Source organism: Streptococcus mitis, assembly GCF_905187495.1.
In the GTDB taxonomy this organism is placed as follows: Bacteria; Bacillota; Bacilli; order Lactobacillales; family Streptococcaceae; genus Streptococcus; species Streptococcus mitis_CU.
Map to the genome: position 1 here is coordinate 1 of NZ_CAJJIB010000012.1, position 25,340 is coordinate 25,340.

Below are 25,340 nucleotides of genomic sequence, written 5' to 3' on the forward strand. Positions count from 1 at the left end.
AGCTGACGTGGTTTGAAGAGATTTTCGAAGAGTATTAGCGGATATCCAAGTAATCCAAGACCAATTCACAGAACATCATGTTAGCCCAAGAGAACCATTCACGAGAATAAAGAGTTGGGTCATCCACGTGGAAGCTTTCGTGCATAACACCTGTACCACCATCGCAAGCAACCAGCTGATCCAGCAAGAATTTTTTCTCTGCCTTATCTCTTGTTGTCAAACCTTGGATAGAAAGGGCGATTGGCCAGATATAGCGATAGAAGGTATGAGAACTTCCGAGACCACTAGCGTATTCTCCTTTGTAGAAGTAGGGATTTTCAGGGCTCAGAATGGTACGACGAGTTGATTGATACACTTCATCGTTGACATCGCAGTAACCCAGATAAGGTGCAGCCAGCAGACTTGGTACGTTTGGATCATCCATAATGCTAGCATTTCCCAAACCATCCACTTCAAAGGCATAAATCTTTTCGCCCTTGCTGTTGCTTGTGTAGGCGTAGTTTTCAATTCCTTCTTGGATTTCATCCTGGAGACTCTTAGCATCAGCAATAACACTCTGGCTATCAGCTAGGTTTAATGCTGCAAAGATTTCTTGCACATAACCCAAGACTACTACAACAAACATATTTGACGGAATCAAGTAACTATACTGGCAGCAGTCATCACTCGGACGAAAAGCTGACCAAGTCATACCTGTCACTGCAAAATTAGGTCCAAAGCCATCATTTACCAAGGTATCTTCCTTGCGGTCCGTATCTCGAACAAAACGATAAGGAGAGTTGTTATGGTCTTGTTCAACCGTCCAAAGATGGAGAATCTCCTTAGTCGCTGCGACAAAAGTCTCATCAAACTGGCTAGTCTCACCAGTCTCTTTCCAGAGGAGATAAGCCAACTGCAACGGATAGCAAAGCGAGTCCACCTCATACTTGCGTTCCCAAATCCAGCCATTAAGGTCGGTATGGTCTGTCTCGTGGTGACCCTTCCAGTTTTCCTCAATGTTGAAGGAATTGGCATAAGGATCCTTGAGTACCAAGGTCATCTGACGCTTGACCAAACCTGCAATGGTCTGACGCAGGAGGGCATCTCTTTTAGCCACATGCAGGTAGGGTCTGAGTTGAGCTGTCGAATCTCGAAGCCACATAGCAGGAATATCCCCAGTCAAGACAAAAGTTGAACCATCTTCTAGGATTTCAACCGTATTGTCCAAGGTATCTGTATAGCAACGCTCGAAAACATCCACCCACTCTGGATGGTCCTTAGCCCGCTCTGCCACTTCATCTAGCCATTCTCTAACAATTTCTTTTGAATAAATCATCGTGCAGTATCCTCTTTCAAACAAGTTTCATTTTCAGTATATAGCTTTTGAGACAGAAAATACATACACAAATGATAGTCATTTTTCTACAAAATAGTTATCTTTGAAGCTCCTTTTCTAAAGGCCCTCTTTTTCTGATATAATGTAGAAAAACAGCTAAAGGAAAGACTATGAAACCACTACTTGAAACCATCGATACCCGCTTTGGAACTGCCAGCAAGCATGCCTTTTCTCGGGGAAATACCCTGCCATACACAGGCGTGCCTTTTGGGATGAATTACTTTGTGCCCCAGACCAGTGACCAGGATGGATCTTGGTTTTTTGATCCGCATCTGCCTATCTTTCAGGGGATTCGATTAACCCACCAGCCCAGCCCTTGGATTGGCGACTACTCTTGGCTCCTTCTGACACCTGTCACAGGCCAACTGGGTGGAGACAGCCTCTTCCATCGCCAGTCTTCCTATGATATGGATAAGGCCTCTTTCCAACCTCATTATCTGAAAATTTTCTCCCTGCGCTATCAGATTGAAAGCCAGCTTACACCGACTTGCTACGGCGCCTCTATTCGTTTGGAGCAAAAGCAAGGCAAAGCCCTCTCCCTCTACCTTCACGCAGCAGATGAACTGACCGTGGAGCAAGTAGATAAGCGAACTCTTGCCCTGCGACAAGAAGGTAAAACTGAAACCAACAAAAATCCACTGATACTGTTCACTACCCTGCAAATGAATACGGATATTCTTGCTATCAGCCAAGAAGGGGGAGACTGGCGAATCGACCTGGCAGATAGTCATGCTGAAATTCAGCTAGCGACTTCTTTCATCTCTCCTTCTCAAGCTCTAATCAATCTACCTCAAAAAGATTTTGATAACTGTAAATCAAGTGCCCAAGCGGACTGGGAAAATCTCCTCCATCGTTTTGATGTTATAAAGACAGGAGAGGCTGACCGGACCTTCTTTGATCACTGTCTCTACAGACTCTTCCTCTTTCCTCAGACTTTTTATGAGGTTGATGAATCAGGACAAGCCATCCACATAGATTTGGCTACTGGAACTGTCAAGCCTGGTGTCCTCTTCAGCAACAATGGTTTCTGGGATACCTTCCGCACCACCTTCCCCCTCTTTGCTCTTATCATACCAGAACACTACCACCGCTTCTTAGAAGGATTTCTCAATAACTACCGCGATACTGGTTTCCTTCCAAAATGGCTGGCTCCAGATGAACGTGGCATGATGCCAGGTACCCTGCTAGATGGCATTATCGCAGATAGCGCCTGCAAGGACATGGCCCCCGACCTAGAAGAAGAACTCCTCCAAGCCATGCTTGAAACAGCCTGCAAGTCCGACCCTCTCGGCATCAATGGTCGTCACGGATTAGCCCAATACCAAGAACTAGGCTACCTCTCTACCGACCACCACGAAAGCGTCAGCCACACCCTAGACTATGCCTATAGCGACTTTTGTATCGCCAGCTGTGCCGAAAAACTTGGTAAGAATGACATCGCGGAAACTTATAGAACTGCGTCACAAAATTACCGCCATCTATTTGATGCTGAGACAGGTTACATGCGAGCGCGAGACAATCAAGGAAACTTCCGTCCTGACTTCTCTCCCTATAGTTGGGGACGAGACTACGCTGAATGCTCTGCCATCCAAGCGACTTTAGGCGTCCTCCAAGACATCCCAGACTTAATCCAACTTATAGGTGGAAAAGAAGCCTTTAGCAACTATCTTTTGAAAGCCTGTCAAGATGCTCCCCTCTTTGAGACAACAGGCTATGGTTACGAGATTCACGAAATGAGCGAAATGGCTACTGCTCCTTTTGGACAACTCGCTATTTCCAACCAACCAAGCTTCCACATTCCTTATCTCTTCCGTTACAGCAACTACCCTGACTACACTGCCCTTCTCATCAAGACTCTCCGTCAGAAGGCCTTTCACTCAAGTTGGGAAGCCTATCCTGGCGATGAAGACAATGGTAGTCTCTCGGCCTGGTACATCTGGTCAGCTCTCGGATTTTATCCGACCTGTCCAGGAAAACCAAGCTATGACCTCGGAATTCCTCTCTTTGACCACCTCCGAGTCTATCTCGCTAAAGAAGATAAATGGCTAGATATTCATACTGAGCAAAACCACAGCCACTTCAACTTTGTAAAAGAATGCCGACTGGACACAACTCTAGTATCAACTATTCAACATCAAGACCTCTTAAAAGCTGAGCAACTAACCTTTACACTTAGCTGGTTACCAAGTCATCAGTAAACAAAAAGAACCTTCGCAGATGCGAAGGTTTTTCTTTTATGAAACTTGGACTAGAAGTTGATCCAGAAGCTGACCACCCACCGTTAGGTTCAGATAGAAATCCAAGGTTTTATCTCCTGCAAAATACAAGGTTGGAAGCGTCAATCTTTTTTCAGTCTCGCCAACTTGAAACTCAATAACTTGAATCTCATCCTGATAAGCGACACCATGTACCCCCGTCCCTGGTTGAATCGAAATCTTAGCTTCCAAAGGAGTATTACTTTCGCTACGTTCAATCCTAAAATGAAGAGTCTCTCCCTTTGCTACAGCTAGACTTTTTTCTGCAAATTCTAGTCCCTGAACAACTTCTTTTTGTGATAAGCTAGGAGTTTTATAGAGTGAAATCTTGGTCAATACAGGCTTAGATTGCGCCTCGGTAATCATCACGCGCACCTTCTGTGCCTCTACTAGCGGACCTCGCAAGAGACGCTTATGACCAACTGTAAAGCCCATGCCAAATTCTTGCCAGACACCGTCCACCTCTACTAGCACATGAAAAGCAGCGATTCGTTGCCCTAGCTTCAAATCTTCTCTTAACTCAATTACATCAAAAGTTTTAGGTGACCCTAAGTCGAGTTCTAACTGGATGGGCAAGCCTACATCACTTGCCCAAGAGCTGGTCTCAAGGCCATCTGTCAGATGATGACAAGCAAAGTCTGGTGATAGAGCTGGACCAGATACCTTAGCTCCCAGAGCCAAATCTTCTTTATAGAGCTCATCACGATAAGCCGCAAATTCATAAAGCCGTTTGATATCCTTCTCATCAAAGAGACCATCTTGATTCGGCGGAATATTAAGTAGGAGCGGGGTTCCTCTCCCCACTGAGTGAAAGTAGATTTCCACCAACTCCTCAAGAGACTTAGTATCCTGCTCTTCATGGTAAAACCAACCCGGCCGAATAGAAACATCTGCCTCACCGATTGAAAAAATAGTGCCTGAAGAATCTCCATGCTGAAGATAATCCAGCGCCGCTTCTGTTCCTAGTTTGTCAGGATTCACCTTTTGCCACAGTGGATCACCTGCATACCCTCGTTCATTGCCAATCCAGCGGATACTAGTGCCTTCTGTTGAAAAAATTAAGCAATCGCCCTGCAGTTCACGAATGGTTTCAAACCATTTTTCAAATTCATAATTGACCTTTTGAGCTCCCTCTCCTCTGGCACCATCCATCCAGACCTCAGCAAATTTCCCTCCATTTCCATAGGCAGGATTTGATAAGATCTCCTTCAGCTGAGCCAGATAATAGGCATTATAGTCCGCTTCTCGGTCCACATGATAGAGAGGACTGTGGGCATCCCACGGTGACAGGTAGACCCCCATATCCATATCAAACTCTGTGGCAGCTTGTGATACTTCAAGGAGCAAATCCCCCTCTCCACTCCTCCAAGGACTGGCCTTGACCGAATAATCTGTGTGAACTGTCGGATAGAGGACAAAACCATCGTGGTGTTTGACCACCAAAATCAACTTTTTAAAGCCCGTTTCTTTGAGTACACGAACCCACTCACGCGCGTCTAACCTTGTCGGGTTAAATCGTTCAGGATTCTCCTGACCTGTCCCCCATTCCTGGTCATAAAAGGTATTGGGCCCAAAATGGATAAAGGCTGCTAGTTCATCCTCTAAATAAGCTAGCTGGGCCTGACTAGGCAAGGGCCCATGCGGTTTTATTTCTCTTACCATACTATTTCCTATCTACACTTTTCTTCAGTTTTTTGGCATGTACTTGCAATTCTGTTAACGCTAGAGGGCTTGCCAAGCCTTCAAATCGAAGACGAAGGGCATAAGTCTCTACCTTATCAAATTCAAAACGAAGCTCTTCAGCCTTGTCGCTTGAAACTTTTCGGATAGCTGATACAGGGCGCCAATTCTCCTCTTGCTTGAGCAGGGAATCCTTATCCAAATGATTTGGAGTCCGAGGTAAGCTAGGCTCATTCCCTACATAAATAATCGATATGGGTAGGATCCACCGCCACATATTCTTGATTTTCAACATAATACAAGGTCAGGTTATCCACAAATCGCGGTTTTAAAATCCCTGCATCTCCAAAAAGAATGCCCACGCTGGCTTGCTCTGACTTGGTAATCCAAGTATTGGCTGTCGATTTCTTCCGAGCAATGACCTTGTCATTTAGGTAAGAGGCTGGGTGATTTGGCTCTGAGTGGGAAGCAAAGACCAGAGGCAGGTTGGACCCTGTCCACTGATTGGAAATAACTTCTCCATCTACACTGGCATCTGTCACATGAATGGTGACTGTTGCTGGCAACTCACAGCCCACTACCTGTCCTGTGAGAACACATTCTCCTACCTGAGCATAGACTTGAGGATCAAGTTCATCCCAAGTCACCTTGGCCGTATCTCGTCTGCCATCTGATAAGACTAGCTTAACTCGATCTGGTAAGTGTGGGGGTTCCTTGACAAGCGTCCAAACCCTCTCAGGCTCAATAGCGCAAATCCCTTGAACACAAACCTGAGCAGAAACCTTTAAATCCAGACCTTCTAGCTGACCAGATACTGTAAACTCATGAAAGCTTGCCAAAGCTTCTTCAGGAATCTCCTCCCAAACAACCTTGACTCGTTTTGCACTACCGAACTCATAGTCCACCAAGATCGATGATGGAAACTGTGGATAAGTCCCCTTAGCTGTATACAAGCGAAGTGGTCTTACAGAAACTGCTCGGCCTAGCGAAGTATTTTCTGCCACCTGCAAATGAGTTTGATAGGTCTTTCCTTGATAAATGGCGCGAATAGCCAAGTCGCCTGCAGACAAGCAATAAAGCACTCCCTGCTTGATAATGGCGTGGGCACTACCACTCGTCTCCCAAATCACTTCACTATTCCCCACCTTGTTCACAGGGTTATCCACAATTTGTGGATAAAGTCCAATAGCTTGAGAATCCCCTTCTTGTAATCCTGCCTGCTTGTCCACTCGAATCTCAAATAAGCACTGATTTTTCACTGGTTGGGTAGCCAAAGCCCCTCCCACTAAGATATCAAAACTTGCTGACTCTAGCCCTCTGGCACTGGCCTTTACTCTTACGTGACCTGCCTGATCTAAACTCTGAACCAAAAGGACACCTCTGCCATGAAAGGCTTTCCTCTTAAACCGACCATTTTTCTGAGCCTTGTAACGTTCACGACTGGCCTGCCTGCCATTATCAACACCTACAATACGAGCAGGGCCTTCAATTTTAAAATGAAGCTGATTGGAAGCACTCGGCACCCAGTTTCCATCCTTGTCCAATACATCAAAATAGAGATAAAGGAGGTCTTGCCCATCTGGCGCCAGTTGTGTTTTCTCGGCATGAAGCCCAATCTTAGCAGGCATACCTGCAGTCACCACCCTATCTTCTGCCACAAGCTGACCTTGACAGTCATAAGCTACAGCATGCAATTCTCCTGGTTGATAAGGCAAACGCCATTCGAGATAGAGTTGGTCAGAACCTTCTCCCTCTTGGTATTTTCTACCATCTGAAGTCCATTTTTCCTGAAAAGTCTTCCTGCCTTTGGATTTTCCATTTAGAAATAGCTCTACAGAACGGGCATTTGAATACACCCGGACAGGGATATCCCCATACTTATCCACAACTTGTTGATAACTCTTGTGGATTTCCCAATTCCAGTGGGGCAGGATATGAACCATGGGATGCTGATCTAGGTCCAACCACTGACTTTGATAGAGATAATAGTCATTTTTAGGAATCCCTGCTGTATCCACGATCCCAAAATAAGAACTCTTGACAGGTGTGTCATTTTGATTGTGCCAAGGGGTCGGCTCACCGATATAGTCCACTCCTGTCCAAATAAACTGACCTGCGTAATCTAGCCGATTTCTATCTGCTATCCAAGAAGCTGTCACTGTCTTCCCCCAAGGAACTCGATCATTACCATAGTCTGACTGTTCAAAATTCCGCACGCGGCGATTATCCCCAACCCATTCCTTAGCTGGGCGAAAATAGCTGTCACGCGTCCGTGTAGCCGATGAGGTTTCAGACCCATAAAGTCGCCACTTGGGATGTCTTTTGCGAATCCCATCAATATTGTCTTCTGAGTAATTCAAACCCACCACATCCAGCAAATCAGCAATCTTTTCATGACCTCCAGAACCATCGCCAAAGCGGAATTGATCCATTCCCATGGTCACAAAACGGCTATCATCCACTTCCTTTACCCTTTCTAGCAAGCGTTTGATAGTCTTCAATGAATGAGCATCGCCATTTGCTTCGCTGACTTCATTTCCCAAGGACCACATAATGAGCGCTGGGTTGTTCTTGCCACGCTCAATCATGATTCGCAAATCGTAATCTGACCAGAAATCGCCTGCTTTCGCTTCTGGATGAGTCGCTTCTTCCTCAAAAAAGCGACCATAGTCATATTCTTTCTTGCCTCCATACCAGGTATCAAAGGCTTCTTCTTGAATAAGTAGCCCCATTTTAGCAGCCACATCCAGCAAAATACTACTAGCTGGATTATGGGTGATTCGAATCGCATTGACGCCCATTTCCTTCATCTGGCGCAAGCGTCTCTCAGCAGCTGACCTATTTTCCACAGCTCCCAGCGCTCCGTAGTCATGGTGCAAACAAACCCCATGAATCTTCAACCAGCGACCATTTAGAAAGAAACCCTTATCCGCTTGCCAATCCATATAACGGTAACCAAAAGTCTCCTCTTCTTCATCAACCAACATGCCATTTTTGTAAAGGCGAGTCTTCAATTGGTAAATGTGGGGATGATCAATATCCCAAAGCAAAGGTTGGAAAATTGATATGGCTTGTTGGAAAGAATATTTGTCCCCAGACTCAATCACTAGAGAGTCTGTCGCCTGCCAGTCTGACAGCTGTTGGCCATCATACCAGATACTCTGTTCCAAATACACCGACACGGACTGAGGTCCGTCATTTGAAACCTTACTTTCAAGCTGAGTTTCCACCCATCCATCTCTTTGTTCCTTGAGCTTGGGACTTCCTATCCTAATCCCATATAAATCCAGATGCACCGAATCTGTAATCAATAATTTTACTTCTCGGTAAATACCGCTACCAGAGTACCAACGACTGCTAGGTTGCTGATTTTCCACAAAAACCGCAAGCTGGTTGGCCGTCCCATCATTTCTTAGATAAGGCGTGATATCATAAGAAAAGGGCGTATAGCCACTGGGATAATAGCCCAGCACTTGCCCGTTGATATAGACTTGGGCATTCATGTAAACTCCATCAAACAACAAACGCACCGATACAAGACTGGCATCTTCTTCCAAGTAAAACTGTGTCCGATACCAGGCTTGACCACCATTTAACTGACCACCCTCATTTTGCGCTGGCGAATACTGGTCAAAATCATTGTAAATACTCCAGTCATGTGGCACTTGAATAGCCTGCCAATTTTCTCTATGAAAATCCGGCGCCAAGGCCTCTTCTTTCCCCACCTCTTGGCTAAAAAACCAGTGATTTCGCAAAACTTCTTCTCTTCTCATACAAGCATTCCTCTTTAAACAAGTCTATCAATTTGACTATATCACAAAACAAAAGCGCTTTCAAGACTTCCTCCATCACTCCCTAAATACTCAGAAAAGATTCTATAATTTGTGGAGGAGGATTTTAATCCTCAAAGCTACAAGGGTAATACAAAAAGAGCCTGACTCCAGGCTCTTTAGTCTATTATTTCTTCTCAGCACGAAGGGCTGACAAGATTTGTGTACGGATATCATCCACACCATTTGGCGTATTTGGTAAAAAGATCGTTTGATTGCCTTTAGAGGCAAAGGTATTCAAGGTATCCAAATACTGGTTGGTCAAAAGAATGGACATGATTTGCTCTTCTGTCATACCAACATTGGCTTCCTTGAGTTCTGTGATAGACTCTGCTAATCCATCCACAATCGCTTTACGTTGTTGGGCAATCCCCACACCATGAAGGCGGTCTTTTTCTGCTTCTGCTTCAGCTGCAGTGACGATTTTAATCTTGTCTGCTTCCGCCAATTCTTGCGCTGCGACCCGCTTACGTTGCGCCGCATTGATTTCATTCATGGATTGCTTAACTTCTGCATCTGGTTCGACCTTGGTAATCAAGGTTTTCACGATAATATAACCGTAAGTAGTCATTTCTTCTGCTACTTGGTGTTGAACTTCAAGGGCAATCTCATCTTTTTTCTCAAACAATTCATCCAAGGTTAATTTGGGAACAGAAGAGCGAAGAGCATCTTCGATATAAGATTTAATCTGAGATTCTGGACGCATGAGTTTATAGTAGGCATCTGTCACGCTCTGCTCATTAACACGGTACTGAGTCGCTACATTCATCATAACAAACACATTATCCTTGGTTTTAGTCTCAACCACAATATCGCTTTGCAACAAGCGCAACTGAATCCGTGCTGCAATCGAGTCAATTCCAAAAGGCAAGCGAATATGAATACCGCTATTGGCAACCTTTTGGTATTTCCCAAAGCGTTCAATAATCGCCACCGACTGTTGACGAACCACATAAACTGTACTCAGTGTGACTATCACCAATAGGAGCACACAAACCACCACAAAAATCATCAAAAATGTTGCCATTATCGTGACCTCCATCATTATTTTTCCTGTATTATAGCACATTTAAAGAAGGCTGTGCAGTTTTAACTGCGATTTTTAAAAATAAAATGTTAACCATCTATTTTGTAACTAAAAAGATAGCCTCATACAAAGCTATCCTTTGATTCTCATCAATGCGCCAACATTTCTTGAGCGATTTCTTGGCCAGATAGGTTATCTGGGTAGTAGGTTGGCCAGTTATCCATTTCTTCAAAGAGGGCTTCTTGGCTTGTGCCTCCAAAGAAGATATGGAAATGTTCTGCCTTAACTGGGGCGATATTGTGGTCACTAAACTGAACATACTTGAACTGTCCAGCGTCTGCATCTGTGGCTTCAAAGAGGAAGCGCACGCCACGATTGCCTTTCTTGTAAGTCAAGATTTTCTTACCAACATACTTGTAGGTGAATTTCTTACTTTGTCCACCTTGAACAAATTCCATAGTATTATCAGAAATGTTGATCTTAGTGACATCTGTCTGATAGCCTTTTGTATAGTAAGCCTTGTACTCAGCCTGAGTCATCTTACCAGTCAACTTAGACTTGTAGTCAAAGACTTGGTCAAACGTACCATCTTCAAGGAAAGGATAAACTGATTGCCAGTTACCTACATAGTCACTCAAGGTGCGGTCCTTGACGTCTGCATCCTCGAAGTAACCATTTTGAACTGTCTTGGTATCCTCTGCCTTTTCAGGCTCAATTGCTGGGCCTTCTTGGTCCGTTGTTTGTTTCAGAGCCTTGAGGTTTTTCTCCATAACGGAGATGTAGTTTTCGCCAGCCTTGGTATCCTCTTCTGTCAGACTTTCTAAAGGATTGAGGACATCTGTTTTGACACCTGCTTCTTTTGAAAGTGTGTTAGCAAGTGCTTGTGAAGCATTTTCTTCAAAGTAGATATAGGCAATTTTATTTTTCTTGACGTACTCTGTCAATTCTGCCAGACGAGCAGCTGATGGTTCTGCATCTGGAGAGAGACCTGAGATTGCGACTTGTTTGAGTCCATAGTCCAAGGCAAGATAGTTAAAGGCTGCGTGTTGAGTCACAAAGCTCTTTTGTTTGGCTTGAGACAAGCCTTCTGCATAAGCCTTATCCAAGGCTTGCAATTTTTCGATATAGGCAGCAGCATTCTTCTCAAAGGTCTCTTTTTTATCAGGATAATCTGCTGACAAGCTATCACGGATGTGCTCTACAAGTTTAATGGCACGAACTGGTGATAACCAAACATGGGGATCGTACTCATGGTGATGGCCTTCTTCTCCATGGTCATGGTCTCCCTCTTCTTCCTCACCACCTGGCAAAAGCAACATATCGCCTGTCGCCTTGATGGTTTTGACTTTTTTCTTATCCAAGGTATCTAGCAATTTAGGTACCCAAGTTTCCATGTTTTCATTTTCATAAACGAAGGTGTCTGCGTCTTGGATTTTGGCAACTGCCTTGGCAGACGGTTCATATTCATGGGGTTCTGTACCAGCACCGATTAGGAGTTCTACATTAGCAGTATCTCCTGCGACTTGCTTGGTAAATTCATAGACAGGGTAAAAGGTTGTCACAATATTTAGTTTGCCATCTGCCTGCTTTTGATTGGAACAAGCCACTAAAAACAAGGTACATAGACTGGCGAACAATAAGCTAATTTTTTTCACGTTAGTCTCCTATTTGATAAAACGTCTTACTAAACTAATGAGTAAAAAAACAGTTACAAAAATAATGGTAATACTTGCACTTGCAGGTGTTTCTGCATAGTAGGAAATGTAAAGTCCTGCTACCATTCCCAAAAATCCAATAGCACTGGCAAGCAGCATAACCGATTTAAAGTTTTTCCCTAGACGAAGGGCAATACTGGCTGGCAAGACCATAATGGTCGATACCAGAAGAGCTCCCGCAGCTGGAATCATAAGGGCAATGGCCACCCCCGTCACCATGTTAAAAAGAATGGACATGGTACGAACTGGCAAGCCATCCACAAAGGCCGTATCCTCATCAAAGGTCAAAATGTACATCGGACGAAGGAAGAGGAAGGTCAAAATCAAAACAACCGCCGCAATGACAAAGAGGGAAATAACCTGCTCTTCGCTGATCGTCACGATTGAACCAAAAAGATACTGGTCCAAACTCATAGAACTCGAGCTTTTACCCTTGCTCATGACAATCAGAGAAACAGCCAGACCCGTTGACATGAGGATAGCTGTCCCGATTTCCATAAAGCTCTTGTAAACCGTACGGAGATACTCCAGAAAGACCGCCGCAATCAAGACAATAGCAATAGTGGAAATAGTTGGCGAAATCCCCAGAACCAGACCAAAGGCTACACCCGAAAGCGAGACGTGGCTGAGGGTATCACTCATCAAACTCTGACGGCGCAAGATAAGGAAGGTCCCCAATACCGGCGAGAAAAGACTCATGGCAATAACGGCCAGAAAGGCACGTTGCATAAAGTCATAAGATAACAAACTAAGCATGGCCCACCTCCTGATCATTCTCATGAACATTGAAACAACGCCATGGCGAGTCTTGGTTACGGACTAGATGAATATTGCGATCCGCATAATCCTTAACTTCTTCAGGGTCATGGGTAATCATCAAAACAGCCTTACCATGATGATGGGCGCTGTGGTGCATGAGTTCGTAAAATTCGTTTTTACTTCCTGCATCCATCCCCGTTGTTGGCTCATCTAGGATAAATACATCTGGGTCAGAAGCAAACATACGCGCAATCACCGCTCGCTGCTTTTGTCCTCCAGATAGAGAGCCCAAGCGTTTGTCTCGATGTTCCCACATACCAACTGAGTCCAGACTAGCCTTGATATGCTCCTCATCATGAGCATTCAAACGACGGAACCAACCCTTTCGTGGATAGCGACCTGACTTGACAAATTCATACACCGTACTTGGAAAACCTGCGTTAAAACTGGCAATCTGTTGAGGAAGGTAGGCTATTCTCAATTTCTTACCCTGTGTATTTGTCTTTGAAATAGTCACCTTGCCAATGCGTGGTTGGAGGATACCAAGACTAGCCTTGATCAGTGTCGTCTTAGCTGCCCCATTCTCCCCCGTCAAGGTAACAAATTCCCCACTATCAACACTATAATTGATATGTTCAAGAACGGGCTCCTTATCATAATAGAAGGATAAATCCTCTACCGTAATATATCTCATTATTTGATTTCTCCTACTAAAGCAGTCAAAAACCGCTGGATCACTTTTTGTTCATTTGGAGTAAACTGAGTCGCCACTTGTTCATAGGTTAAAAGTGTATGCTCATGGTGATGGTGGTGCTCCTCAGCAATTGGACGAGCCAAATCAGTCAACTGATAAAAAATCACACGCGCATCCTTAGGATCTTTAGATGTTTCCAACATCCCTTCCTTGACCAAAGACTTAATGGCCTTGGTAACTGCTGCCTGACTGACATTGAGGCGACGCGCCAATTCTGAATTTGTTAAAGATTCCTCTGACAAGAGCATGAGAATGTGCTCCTGGGTATTGGTCAGGGCCACCTCGCTAGTACAATGACCTATTAGAATTTCATGCTGATTTTCCGCCTGCAAAATCACCTCATTCAAAAAAGCATCGATATCCTTCGCTAGCTGTCTCATATCTGACTCCTTTCCTTTTAGACTTCTCTTTTTTAAGAGAAAAATACTATTCTTTGAAAAATTATTTACTGGTTAATTATATCACAACCAAAAAAAGAGTCAAGAAAAAACGTGAAAACCAGTTTCATTCTTGAACTCTTCCATATTATCATCTATTGAAATTCCTTGGCATTTCCATCATAAGTCGCCCATCATCTGAATCTATTGTAGAAGACACAACACTTTTTTATTCAAATTATATATAAAATGGAGAAGGCCTAAGCCTTCTCCAAATACATACCTTACCTCACTCAAGAGGTCTAGCAATCTATAACTAGAAACTCATTAAAATTTTGAACAAATTTTACTCATTATCCTTCTTACGAAGAACGATACTTAGACCACTCAAAATTCCAACAAATCCGAATGCTGCCAAGGCTGCGTTCGATTCCGTACCAGTATTTGGCAATTGAGCTACCTCAGTTGATGGAGCTGGATAAGTGTTTCCATCCGGATTGTAATTTGAAGGTACTGGTTTGTTCGGAACTGCCGGTGTTCCCGAATCTTCCGCCACAGGTACAGGTGGTTTTGGAGTCTCGTTTCGTTGAGGTGTAGGGGCTGGTTGTGGTGTAGGAGCTGGAGCTGGAGCTGGAGTTGGAGTCGGAGCTGGACTTGGCTCTGGCTGTGGTTTTGGTTCTTCAGGAATCTTCAGCTCTGGAATTTCCACAGTTGGCGGATCTAACGGAACTACTCCACCTTCAAATTCTGGCACTTCAAATTTTGGAGCATCAATTTGCATCACATATTGGTAAACAATAGTAGTAACACCTTCTTTAACCAATCCTTTTTCTTCCACAGTATTTTTAAACTTATCACCTGCTGGAAGGACACGTTTCAATCGGAATGTAACTCCATCCACTTCGATTGTTTCTGGTGGTGTCACCTCATATTCTTCACCAGTTGCTTTGTAAGTAGTTTCTTCTTTATCACCAGTAGTTGTAGTTGTTGCTTCAGCTACAATTACATTGTTCTTAGCTACTACATCATCCGCAAGGAAGTTTTCATTAATATCTACGAATTTAACGATAACTGTTCCTTTTTTATCTTTTGCGTAATCACGTACACTGTTTGGTCTATTCTGAGAATACTTAACAACAACCGCTGAATCTTTAGATTCATGTGTTACAGTTAACTCATCTACCTTATCTTTATCCACAGTGTAATCTTTGATTTCTGGTGACACTACTTCGACAAGTTTTTGTTCTGGAGTCCAATCTGTTGTGTACGTCACTTCACCAGTTCTACTGTTGATTTCGGCAGTTCTTGTGAAGCGAGCTTTTTGTTCAACTGGTGCACTTGCTTCCTGACCTGCTTTTGGTCCATTTTCATAAACATAAGTGATGTTACGTTTCACTTCTGTTAATAAACCTAAATCTTTGTAGGTGCGACCTTTTGGATCATTAGGAATCTTATCCTCTGGTTTTGGAGGATTTTGATCACCATCGTTAGGCTTCGTTGGATCTACTGGAATAATGTAGTCATATTGGTATACAACTGTCGTAGTTCCTTCTTTCACCTTACCTGTCTCTTCTAATACATTATTGTATTTATCAGAAACTGCGTAAATACCACTGTATTTATATTTCTTACCATTAGCTTCGATAACGTCTTTACGGTTCGCTACAGTGCTGTATTCTTCATTTGTTGGTGTATATGTTGTTTCTTCACGATCAGCGTAGACTTTTGTTGTAGCTTTTTCTACTACTACATTATCTTTAACCGTAACTGCAGTGTCAATTTCATTTCCTTGAGCATCTACATACTTAACAACTACAGATCCTTTTTTGTTTTTCGCTGCATCATGTTCGATAATTTCAGGATTTTCACGGTATTTAACAATTTCGCTACTGTCTTCAGATTCGTGCGTTACTGCTAATTCAGCTACTTTTTCTTTATCAACTGCATATTTATCGATTTTTGGTGACACTACTTCTGCAAGTTTTTGTTCTGGAGTCCACTCGCTTGTATATACTACCTCACCAGTTCTACTGTTGATTTCTGCAGTTCTTGTGAAGCGTGCATTTTGATTAACAGGTGCACTAGCTTCTTGGCCTGCTTTTGGTCCATTTGCGTAAACATAAGTGATATCACGTTTGACTTCTTTTAAGAGACCTAAGTCTTTGTATGAACGGTTTTGTGGGTCATTAGGAATCTTATCCTCTGGTTTTGGAGGATTATTATCACCTTCATTAGGCTTAGTTGGATCTACTGGAATAACATAATCGTATTGGTATACAACTGTTGTAACTCCTTCTTTCACCTTACCTGTTTCTTCTAATACGTTGTTGTACTTATCAGAAACTTCATACACTCCACGGAAAACATATTTTTTACCATCTTTAGTGATTGTATCAACTTTTTTCTCAGCGGCATTGTAGTTTACATCATGTTCTGTTACTTCATCACGTGTTGATAGGACAACATCACCTGATTTAGTAGCGTATGTTTTCGTTGTTTTGACAACTGCATCTGTCACTACATTTTCTGCGTCTTTGATTTCATTACCATCAGCATCTACATACTTAACAACTACTGATCCTTTAGTTTCTTTTAATGTCGGTGTTGCATCCTCTTTTTTATCTAACACATAGCTGTAGATAACGTGTTTTTCACCTTCAGTTACATCTCCTGTTACTGGAGCTGAGTCAGATGTTTGCCCTACATATTTATAAACTAATCCTGTAGCTTCATCTTTTAGCGTTGGGTATTGTTTATCTGTAGTGTCATATTTTTCAGTAACTGTGCGTTTTTCTTTACGTTCAGATACTTTTACACCTTTTGAGTAAGTTACGTACGTATCTTCATACTCAAGAGGAACATTGTTTTTCACTACTTCTGTTTCTTTTAAGGTTTTTAACGTTCCATCTTCGTTGATCACAACGTGTTTCACATCAACAGAACCTGTTTTTGTAACTTCTGATTTAGACGGAGTTTTCTCTTCTTCACTTACTAGACGGTATTCGTAAACAACTTCTGTTGTTCCTTCTACTACTTTACCACTAGCTGCTGGAGAACCTTGTTTTAGACCTACATACTCGTATGTGAATCCTGTATCAGCATCTACTAATGTTGAATATTGTTTTGGAGTTGTGTCATAGTTTTGTTCTACAGTTGCGATATCAGTGCGTTCATCAACTTTTGTTTCACCTGAATATAGGCTTACAACAGTTTTCGTTTCTAATGTAACATTGTCTTTATCAGTTTCTGATTTTAATTGTTTCCCATCAGTAGTAACGTACTTAATAACGACACTACCTTGTTTAGTAGCTGTTGCAGTTCCCGCTTCTTCTTTTGTAATCTTCAAGTTATAGTAGTGAGTTACGACTGGTTTTTCTTCACCCATTACTTTGTAAGCACGGATCGGTGTGATAATTTCTTTTTTAGTGAATGTCGCTGATTCAGTTGTTCTTGTACGAGTTCTTTCCCCTGTATCACCAGTAACAATATATTTATCGCCAACCGTCGTTGTTGGAATATATTTTTCATCAGTTTCTTTAGTATCACCTGTGACTGTTACTGTTCCATCAGCAGCAATTTCAACCTTCCCTTTGTTAACTAAAGTTGTTACTTCTTCTACCTTATCTGGTTCATCTATCGTTAAATCAATGAAGAAATCGGGCTTCCCACTATACGCATCGTATTCTTTAATATTCTTAGTTTTTACTACATCAATATAAGCATGTGGTGTGTAATCATCGGGAGAATATGTATATACTGTAGTCGTGTGGATTTCTCTATATTTACCATTGTTCAATTCTGTAGTATCTGTAGGCTCATTTGCAGTAACCGATACTTCTCCAATAATTTTTGGAAAACCTGCTAAAATATCTTTGAATTTATCAATGGAAGCAGATGAGATATATCCAGTATTAAGGTCTATAGGAGCATGCATTACGAATTCCCCAGCATATTTTCCAGTTTTTATTAATCCTAGTTCCAATTTTCCAGACTGGATATCATCTTCTAGAGTTTTTAGATATGTATCTAAACGTGTTTTAGCCGCCTGAACCTTCTCTCTTTCAGTTGCATCTGTCGCTTTTCCTTCTAAGAACTCTAAAGCTTTATAATTAGCAACCGTATAATTTTTTAAAATATCTTTTAATGATGATTGAGATTTATTTAGTCTATAATCATAACTATATTCATCACCTGTTGCTAAATTTTGTACTTCAGACCCAGAATAACCAGTTCCAAAACCTAATAATGCGTAAGTAGGATCTTCGCTAGGTGTTTTTTCTACATCATCAGCAGTCCCATAAATTCCATCTGCGCCAGGTGTATAATAATGGTTGACTTTAGGTCCATCAAAAGTATAGTCGTCTACAATATAAGTTGAGAAATAGCCTCTGTCTTTCTTTGTTACTTCTATTTTTCCTTCTACTGAGAAAGTAATATTTCCTTTTTTGATTTTTTTAATAGATTTACCTTGACCTACTGCATACGTATCTTTATCAAGGACAAGAACTGTATCACCTTTTTGAAGAGTTACATTAGCCTTAGTAAACTCTTTAGCATCAGCTTGACCATCATTCCATTTTGTAACAGCATCTTCATCGCTAGTTACTCCATTATCTGCTACAACATACTTACCGTATTGTCCATCAGCTGTTTCTTCAACTAAGTAAACTTTGCCTTTTGTTTTTGTATAGTCAATCTCACCTAGTTTGTTATGCATTCCTTCGGGAGAGACTGCTGCTTCAATATCGTTGAAATGCGTTTTATCATAAGTAAGCTTATCAGCACCTTCTACTTCAGATTTTCCAGCATACTCATAAACCTTACCATTTGCTTCTACTGTGTCTTTCTTACCAGTATCTTTTGAGACAAGAGTTCCTGGTTGAGTTACAGTTGATTCACGGTAGTCTTTACCGTCTGTATCGTAAGCAAGACCTTTTTTATCATAAGGAGTTTTTACAGTACCTGTTCCCGCTTCTACTGTTTCTGATTTTAGTAATGATTTATCAGAATCCAACTTGTAATTGACAGTCGCTTCTGATTTAACATTTAACGTATCAGTCCCATCAGCATCGCCTGTATTGCTATTGGCTTTTGTCGGTTCGGCAGTTCCTTTTTCTAGTACTGCATCAACTTTTACAGTTTTAGATGCATCTTTATCATCTGTAAAAGTTGTGGCTGATGTTGAAGCTACTTTCGATGTATCGGTCACCATTGTAGCAGTATCTGTACCATTAGAAGTAACATTAGCAGCTACTGGGCTTGCACCAACAGCTAAAGCCACACCTGTTGCCAAAATCGTTGCACCGATTAACTTGGAATCTGTTCGACCATCTTTATACTTACGAAGAGAAAATTTCTCCTGTCTATCAGTATGAAACATAAAACATCGCCTTCCTAAAATTTCATTGTTTTTTATATTTTGAATCTATAAAATGTGCGCTAAGAACTATAAAACTAAGAAAGTTTTACGCTTTCAATTATATCATATTTCTAAGGATAATACATACTTATACATATCCAGAATTTCCTTTTTTTGATAGGCCTTAGAGAATGTTGCTGACGAGTAACGACCTTCTTTTTGATAAGCATTGAGCCACAAGATTAACTCCCCAATGTCACCAAATGTTGTGACACCTTTGGACTGACTCTTATAGTACCTATGAGCTAAATCTGTATCAGACAAAAGACAGACCAAACCCTTGGCAGATGCTTCTACAGCCGCATTAGCAAAGCATTCACTCATAGAACAAGAAAGATAGCCTTGGTGCTTCTCATAAGGAACTTCTTCTAGAAAACCTGCATAATGGACATTTGACGGCAAGTCTTTCTGGCTATAACCATCTGGCAAATTGCCATAAATCGTCAACTGACTATCTGGCACTTGTCGAAAAGCCTCAATCGCCCAGGCACACCGTTTGATCATCGTCATATTGCCAACGATACACCAATCGGTGACTCTTGCATATTCTTTTTCCAAAACTCCATCCACAAACATTGGAGGCAAAAAACAAACCTTTTCTTTCCCTATTAGTTGCTCCAAAACTGGACTTGCAACGATATTTTGGCACCACCCTTGCAAGACAAACTTCATCATGGGATCTAGGATATTGTAGTGAGTATAAGCAAATAACTTTCTTCCGGTATTTTGGAAAAATTTCCTCAATTGAAGAGGATATTCATTGACCATATCAATTATGAAGCGATCTTCCACTGTAGAATTGTTGGCTAGATAGAGGCTAATTAACTGCCATTGAGTGTAGGTTTCTCCACTTCTTAGGTTTTGGTAAGAATGGTAATTTTCACTCACATCCCCCTTTAACAACTCTCCCTTACTATCATAGAGAGTAAAGAGATGTTCTTGATATTGAAAACGATACAGTAATTGAGAGGTATAACATTCTACATCTCCATTTTGATAATGAACGAGTCCTACATATCCCTCTTTTGTGTACTCGACTTCACTGACATTAACTAGTCCCTGAATAAATGCTTTCTCTACACTCGGCTTTTGTCTAGCCAAATCTGATTGATCAAAAATAACATGATAGAAGTTTTCAAAACCAAGTTTTTCCAATGTTTCTACAAAATTCGGTACAAAATTATCCAGATTTGTTAAAACAATTTCTTGCTCTACTTGCAGACTTTTAAAAATTTCTTGACGTGCCAATTGGCTTCTTTCAAAGCCATAAGTGCTTATAGGAACGCCTTCCTTTATTGTAAATACTTTCACCATAGTTTAGTCCAATACATCTTCCAATCTTAATCCACGACTTCTTGCTAGTCTTGCACGGAAAGCCATCCCTCGTTTATGACGTTCTGATAAGCGATAGTAGGTCGTTGTGACATTTAAAACCAGGGCATTATCCTTGGTAACCATACGAGACCACAAATGCCAATCTTCAAACCCATCACACTTAGCATCATAGCCTCCTGCTTCATCATAGGCAGAGCGTTTAAAAATGACGGTTGAATGGTTAAAGACATTTTGATAAGCAAGCTCTAACCACAATTTTTCTCCTGATAAATGATGAGATTGATTCCGTTTAATTTTATCTGTTATAGCATCTTCTTCTGCGACAACTCTAGCCCCGATAAGGTCGAGTTGAGGATTTTTCTCTAACTCCTGCAAGAGAAGATCTAAGTGCCAAGGCATCCATACATCATCTGCATCTTGTCTGGCTACATAAGCCGTTTGAGACAAACTAACTCCACGATTTAACGTTTCTGAAATCCCTTTATGACCTTCCCTGATATACTGTATTCGCTCGTCTACTAGATATGGCTTACATACTTCCTCTGTATTATCTGTCGAACCATCATCCACAATTAACAGTCGAAAGGCTTGATGGGTTTGATTTAAAACAGAATCAATCGTTTGACTAATGGTTTCAGCTCCATTATAGACAGGCATGACAATATCAACAGGTGTGTCCGATTGAGATACATTTTGATAGGGCACACCTCGGTTTGCAAAAACATTTGATTCATGAGTTGTTAAAAAAGTCCGATACCCCTGAACCGATACACCCTCTATATCTTTGACCAATAAAAGCGAAGTTGAGTAAAAACCATGTACCTCAACGAACTCATACTCCTCTAGCAAAAGATAAATTTCTTCTTCAAAGCAAAATCTAGTTTCTTTCAATTTATCTTGATAGGGATTCAAAGGCACTCTTGGATGGGGATAGTAATAATCAATCTTCTGTTCATCTAAAATTTTAGCAGTCAATTTTTGAGTAAGTTCCAAATCTTCCTGATAAAGGAGAGAGCCTAGAAATTGCCCCAGAAAAACACTTATTTTCTTGCCATTTTTAGCCCTATGAAAATGACTTGGTTCAAGATGAAGCTTTAGAAAAACCTGCTTCTCTTTTGGGAAGAGGATACAGTCCTCAAATACCGTATAATGTCTATTTGACAAAGACATAACCTCTCTCAAGGTAAAGTTTGTATAAGGAATGCCCCTCTCAAGATTTTGTGTATAGAGATTGAGAGGTACAACGGAAGTACTACCATCATCAAAAGTATACAAATTCATTGTACTTGGATTAAAGACGCTAAGAGCTACAGGATTGTCTAAGCTTGCTAGATAGAGATTACTGATGGCCCTGTCTTTTAAGGCTTCCTGAATATCATTGAAGACTGTCTTTCCTTCTAAAACAAGGACTTCCTTACAAAATTCTGCCATCCGTTCAGCATAAAAAGTCTGTCTCGTATCATTTGACATCTTTAGATAAATCCCGATAAAGTCTTCTGAAACAGTCTGTACAACTTCTTTAGCAACTAAAACCTGGAAGGGAGATGAACAAAAAATTATATTCTCCAAATTTAACTCCTCATAACATTCTTACAAACTCTTACTTAGCATCTTGCTTTTGTGCAATCATCTCTTGCCACCAATCTTCATGGTCTTGATACCAATGGATAACTTCTTTTAAGCCTTTATCAAAATCCACGTAGAGAGGTGTAAAACCTAATTCAGTATATAACTTACTTGCGTCAATTCCATAACGAAGGTCGTGCCCTGGTCTATCTGCTATATACTTGAAATCTTCCTGATATTTTCCTAACTGCAACAAGATTTTCTGTAAAACTTCAACATTCGTTCGCTCATTATTTACACCAATCAAGTAGGTCTCACCAATAACGCCCTTATCAATAATGGTGTCAATAGCTCGACAATGATCTTTGACATGAATCCAATCACGAATATTCAGTCCTGCTCCATATAGAACTGCCTGCTGTCCAGTTAAAAGATTGGTGATTTGCCTTGGGATAAATTTCTCAGGATTTTGATAGGGTCCATAGTTGTTTGAACAGTTGGAAATCGTAGCCCTAACCCCAAAAGAACGAACCCATGCTTTCACTAATAGATCAGCAGAAGCCTTTGTAGCAGCATAGGGAGAACTTGGATTGTACTGCGTTTTTTCAGTAAATTTATCCTTACTTTCTAATGGGAAATCCCCATAAACCTCATCTGTTGAAATATGGTGGAAACGGATATCATACTTCCTAGCTAACTCTAAAAGATTGTGCGTCCCGACAATATTACTTTTCACAAAAACAGACGTATCGTGCAAAGACTTGTCATTAAAAGATTCTGCTGCAAAATGAACAATCAAATCAACTCCTTCATCGATATAGTTGCTTAATGCCAACTCATTTGCGATATCCAGTTTATAAAACGATACCCTATCATCCAATAAATCTTCGATTGTTTTCATCGAAGAGGCGTAAGTCAAATTATCCAAAATCGTAATCTGAATATCCTTATAAGTCTCTTTTAGGTATCGAACAAAATTTGAACCAATGAAACCAGCTCCACCAGTCACAACGATATTTTTATAGTTCATCTATTTTCCCTTTTATATTTTTCACTCAAAGCCAGTACGGTCAACACTTACAACTTCCCATTCTCTTGTATCCGCAATTTGTTTTCCATTTTGTTCAAGTAAAGTATTAAAATCAGGAACAAACACTTTTACAAAAGGCTTTGTAAGTCTTAAAATATAGCCTACCCAATAACAATAAGTCGAATTGGGACAAATGAAGTACTTGTTACAGCTATACAGTTGTAAAAAGTTATCTTGAATATCCTGCTCCTCAACTATAATCGGGTTTTCAAAATGGTACTGAGAGTTTAGAAAAGGTACCAATTCTTCATGACACCAGGCAACATCATCTGAAGTAATACGTATAGTTAAATGTTGAAAATTATCCCCTTCAATTGCTGCTATCTTCTCTAAACAAGAACCGATATACAATTGAGCGTTATAACCGTAATTTTTTCTATTTCGTTCATTGAGAAAATCCGTTCTTCTAATGGCAATGGTCACATTTTTCTCTTCAAATAGAGCGGAAGCTGCTACCACTGGTTCAATCAAATACTCTCTACAAAAAGAGTCCAATTCTTCTGAAGAATAGTCAACACCTGCCTCTTGAAAATAACCAAAATCTTCTAATTCGGTACCATTTGCTTTTGAAAATAAGACAGCGGTTTTTGGAAAAAAGGTTTGGGCAAACTGAAAATATCCTGTTCGTAAGACATAACTTTCCTCATAGCCCATCATCCGATCTCTATGCGCTTGTAGTAGAAGATAGAGCAAATTTCCTAGTTGAAAACCTCTATTATTTTCGTAAATTTTCAAGATTAGAATCTCCTTTTTGCTTTGTAAAGTATTGTCCCAAAGTAGAAGCGTCAGGATTTTTTAATAAATTCTTTATTTGTCTACCTGTAAAAATTTCAGAATTATCGATACCCAATTTCACTCCATCAATCCTATTTAAATTCGATACTAGATGACGAGCCAAATCATTTATTGCTGTTACTTGATAGCACATCTCATCAGGATAAATATCAGAAATCGGCTCTAAATCCCTCAACAGTTCATCTGGAAGAGGCTCTAGTAAAACCCACAACTGATCATTTACTTTTTGATAATATTTTTCTAACTCAGGCTTGTCCAAAACAATATCATTTGAAATATAAGTCCATTGTCTAGAAAGCAAATCATGAATAAAGCCCTTTTTCAGTGTCTTTCCATATAAGGTGTCCATAATATAAATAGTGTTCTTATTTTGATGAGCCTCAATCACACTATTATAAATCTTTTGATGAATCGCACTATATCTGATACCACTATCAAATACAGACTTCGTAGATACTAAAATCATATGACCTGTCTGAATCTTTTTTAGGACATTTACTAATTTCTCTATTTCCGCATCATCGTTTTTCAAACTTAAATTGGTTAATAATTTTTCTGATGACGGAGCAGTACAAATGACCACATCATAAAAATCTTTCAAAGCTTCTTCAATATCATTTCTATTGAAACAACTTAAATCAATATCAGATTGCTTCCTTAATGTATCAAATAAAACTTTCCCAACTGCACCTGCCGAGCCAATTAAGGCCACTTTCTTCTTACTTGATTCAATGATGTCAAGAACTTCTTTGAAAGATTTAGCAGCTTGATCTTTTTCAGAAATGATTGGTTTTGAAAGAGAATCCCACGACAAATGAGCATCTTTGTCTAGTGGTGTAATACCTAAATAATTTTTATGTGGATCATAATAATCAGCGACCAGATAATTCAATATCCCATTGTTAACTAGCGACTGTGCTCCATTAGCTACTCCGCCAGGGACAAACACAGCCCTACCAGGTTGGACATCTATCACATCTACAGATTTGTAAGTTGGAGAATCTATTCGTAGGTCGATAAAAATCATTTTGAAAGTCCCATAGGCTACTGTCATCAATTTTTCATAGCCCTGACAATGCATCCCTCTAATAACTCCCTGCTTTGAGACAGACACATTATTTTGCAGTTTATGGTGAAAGAATGATTCTGGCACTCCATTTTCAACCAAATCTTTCTTCCGCCAGTTCTCTAAAAAATAGCCACGCTCATCATGATGAAGAGGACTTTCAAACACCAACAAACCTTGAATCTGTACTGAAATAGTTCTATCTATATCCATCTTTTCCCCTCTATATTGTAATGCATCCACACTAAAGCTATTTTCATTATGTTTCTTAAATTATACCACTATATGAGTTCTCTA

The 25,340-nt window shown here is 40.8% G+C and carries 16 protein-coding genes; 1 reads left to right on the plus strand and 15 read right to left on the minus strand.

All coding sequences use genetic code 11. The annotated features are described in order from the left end of the window. Positions 1–34 precede the first annotated feature (34 nt). The gene (locus tag JQ843_RS03190; RefSeq protein ID WP_203212887.1) at positions 35–1,315 is read right to left on the minus strand and encodes a glycoside hydrolase family 125 protein; all 1,281 of its coding nucleotides are present in this window, start codon (positions 1,313–1,315) and stop codon (positions 35–37) included. A gap of 170 nt (positions 1,316–1,485) precedes the next feature. Here JQ843_RS03190 and JQ843_RS03195 point away from each other — a divergent pair, with 170 nt between their 5' ends. Next, complete coding sequence (locus JQ843_RS03195) at positions 1,486–3,573, plus strand: GH92 family glycosyl hydrolase (RefSeq protein ID WP_049546877.1); 2,088 nt, start codon at positions 1,486–1,488, stop codon at positions 3,571–3,573. A gap of 36 nt (positions 3,574–3,609) precedes the next feature. On the opposite strand, the gene JQ843_RS03200 is transcribed toward JQ843_RS03195, so the two are convergent. The 14 genes from JQ843_RS03200 to JQ843_RS03260 all read right to left on the minus strand — a co-directional run bounded on the left by JQ843_RS03200 (position 3,610) and on the right by JQ843_RS03260 (position 25,256). Beyond that, on the minus strand, positions 3,610–5,292 hold the full coding sequence (locus JQ843_RS03200) for an alpha-L-fucosidase (RefSeq protein WP_203212888.1): 1,683 nt from the start codon (positions 5,290–5,292) through the stop codon (positions 3,610–3,612). Between the two features lies 1 nt (position 5,293). Continuing rightward, positions 5,294–5,587: a hypothetical protein gene (locus JQ843_RS10355; RefSeq protein WP_238393747.1), complete on the minus strand. Its 294-nt coding sequence runs from the start codon at positions 5,585–5,587 to the stop codon at positions 5,294–5,296. Continuing rightward, positions 5,541–9,083: a glycoside hydrolase family 2 TIM barrel-domain containing protein gene (locus JQ843_RS03205; RefSeq protein WP_238393748.1), complete on the minus strand. Its 3,543-nt coding sequence runs from the start codon at positions 9,081–9,083 to the stop codon at positions 5,541–5,543. The genes JQ843_RS10355 and JQ843_RS03205 overlap by 47 nt, the downstream gene beginning before the upstream one ends. Before the next feature lie 184 nt (positions 9,084–9,267). Next, positions 9,268–10,152 carry an SPFH domain-containing protein gene (locus JQ843_RS03210; protein ID WP_004235732.1) on the minus strand — a complete coding sequence of 295 codons (885 nt, stop codon included), beginning with the start codon at positions 10,150–10,152 and terminating at the stop codon, positions 9,268–9,270. Between the two features lie 164 nt (positions 10,153–10,316). Continuing rightward, entirely contained in the window at positions 10,317–11,822 is a 1,506-nt protein-coding gene (gene adcA, locus JQ843_RS03215) for a zinc ABC transporter substrate-binding lipoprotein AdcA (RefSeq protein WP_203212889.1), read from the minus strand. A gap of 9 nt (positions 11,823–11,831) precedes the next feature. Next, a complete protein-coding gene (locus JQ843_RS03220) occupies positions 11,832–12,638 on the minus strand; it encodes a metal ABC transporter permease (protein ID WP_000950030.1) in 807 nt (268 codons plus the stop codon). Beyond that, positions 12,631–13,335, minus strand: coding sequence for a metal ABC transporter ATP-binding protein (locus JQ843_RS03225; RefSeq protein WP_001269496.1), 705 nt, complete (start codon positions 13,333–13,335; stop codon positions 12,631–12,633). The genes JQ843_RS03220 and JQ843_RS03225 overlap by 8 nt, the downstream gene beginning before the upstream one ends. Next, the gene (gene adcR / locus JQ843_RS03230; protein WP_001249308.1) at positions 13,335–13,775 is read right to left on the minus strand and encodes a zinc-dependent transcriptional regulator AdcR; all 441 of its coding nucleotides are present in this window, start codon (positions 13,773–13,775) and stop codon (positions 13,335–13,337) included. The genes JQ843_RS03225 and adcR overlap by 1 nt, the downstream gene beginning before the upstream one ends. 343 nt (positions 13,776–14,118) lie before the next feature. Next, positions 14,119–19,152: a mucin-binding protein gene (locus JQ843_RS03235; protein WP_203212890.1), complete on the minus strand. Its 5,034-nt coding sequence runs from the start codon at positions 19,150–19,152 to the stop codon at positions 14,119–14,121. A 102-nt stretch (positions 19,153–19,254) separates the two neighbouring features. Further along, the gene (locus JQ843_RS03240; RefSeq protein WP_203212891.1) at positions 19,255–20,505 is read right to left on the minus strand and encodes a glycosyltransferase family 4 protein; all 1,251 of its coding nucleotides are present in this window, start codon (positions 20,503–20,505) and stop codon (positions 19,255–19,257) included. 3 nt (positions 20,506–20,508) lie between these two features. Next, on the minus strand, positions 20,509–22,095 hold the full coding sequence (locus JQ843_RS03245; RefSeq protein ID WP_203212892.1) for a glycosyltransferase family 52: 1,587 nt from the start codon (positions 22,093–22,095) through the stop codon (positions 20,509–20,511). 31 nt (positions 22,096–22,126) lie between these two features. Then, a complete protein-coding gene (rfbB, locus tag JQ843_RS03250; protein ID WP_203212893.1) occupies positions 22,127–23,122 on the minus strand; it encodes a dTDP-glucose 4,6-dehydratase in 996 nt (331 codons plus the stop codon). Between the two features lie 21 nt (positions 23,123–23,143). Next, positions 23,144–23,917: an alpha-1,2-fucosyltransferase gene (locus tag JQ843_RS03255; RefSeq protein ID WP_203212894.1), complete on the minus strand. Its 774-nt coding sequence runs from the start codon at positions 23,915–23,917 to the stop codon at positions 23,144–23,146. Beyond that, positions 23,898–25,256 carry a dTDP-4-dehydrorhamnose 3,5-epimerase family protein gene (locus tag JQ843_RS03260; protein ID WP_203212895.1) on the minus strand — a complete coding sequence of 453 codons (1,359 nt, stop codon included), beginning with the start codon at positions 25,254–25,256 and terminating at the stop codon, positions 23,898–23,900. The genes JQ843_RS03255 and JQ843_RS03260 overlap by 20 nt, the downstream gene beginning before the upstream one ends. Positions 25,257–25,340: the final 84 nt, after the last annotated feature.

Excerpts from the sequence above, each read along its gene's own strand:
- JQ843_RS10355 (WP_238393747.1), bottom strand. The coding sequence starts at position 5,587 with ATGTGGCGGTGGATCCTACCCATATCGATTATTTATGTAGGGAATGAG.
- JQ843_RS03225 (WP_001269496.1), bottom strand. The coding sequence starts at position 13,335 with ATGAGATATATTACGGTAGAGGATTTATCCTTCTATTATGATAAGGAG.
- JQ843_RS03190 (WP_203212887.1), bottom strand. The coding sequence starts at position 1,315 with ATGATTTATTCAAAAGAAATTGTTAGAGAATGGCTAGATGAAGTGGCA.
- JQ843_RS03240 (WP_203212891.1), bottom strand. The coding sequence starts at position 20,505 with ATGGTGAAAGTATTTACAATAAAGGAAGGCGTTCCTATAAGCACTTAT.
- JQ843_RS03210 (WP_004235732.1), bottom strand. The coding sequence starts at position 10,152 with ATGATTTTTGTGGTGGTTTGTGTGCTCCTATTGGTGATAGTCACACTG.
- JQ843_RS03220 (WP_000950030.1), bottom strand. The coding sequence starts at position 12,638 with ATGCTTAGTTTGTTATCTTATGACTTTATGCAACGTGCCTTTCTGGCC.
- JQ843_RS03205 (WP_238393748.1), bottom strand. The coding sequence starts at position 9,083 with ATGAGAAGAGAAGAAGTTTTGCGAAATCACTGGTTTTTTAGCCAAGAG.
- JQ843_RS03195 (WP_049546877.1), top strand. The coding sequence starts at position 1,486 with ATGAAACCACTACTTGAAACCATCGATACCCGCTTTGGAACTGCCAGC.
- adcR (WP_001249308.1), bottom strand. The coding sequence starts at position 13,775 with ATGAGACAGCTAGCGAAGGATATCGATGCTTTTTTGAATGAGGTGATT.
- JQ843_RS03200 (WP_203212888.1), bottom strand. The coding sequence starts at position 5,292 with ATGGTAAGAGAAATAAAACCGCATGGGCCCTTGCCTAGTCAGGCCCAG.
- JQ843_RS03235 (WP_203212890.1), bottom strand. The coding sequence starts at position 19,152 with ATGTTTCATACTGATAGACAGGAGAAATTTTCTCTTCGTAAGTATAAA.
- rfbB (WP_203212893.1), bottom strand. The coding sequence starts at position 23,122 with ATGAACTATAAAAATATCGTTGTGACTGGTGGAGCTGGTTTCATTGGT.
- JQ843_RS03260 (WP_203212895.1), bottom strand. The coding sequence starts at position 25,256 with ATGGATATAGATAGAACTATTTCAGTACAGATTCAAGGTTTGTTGGTG.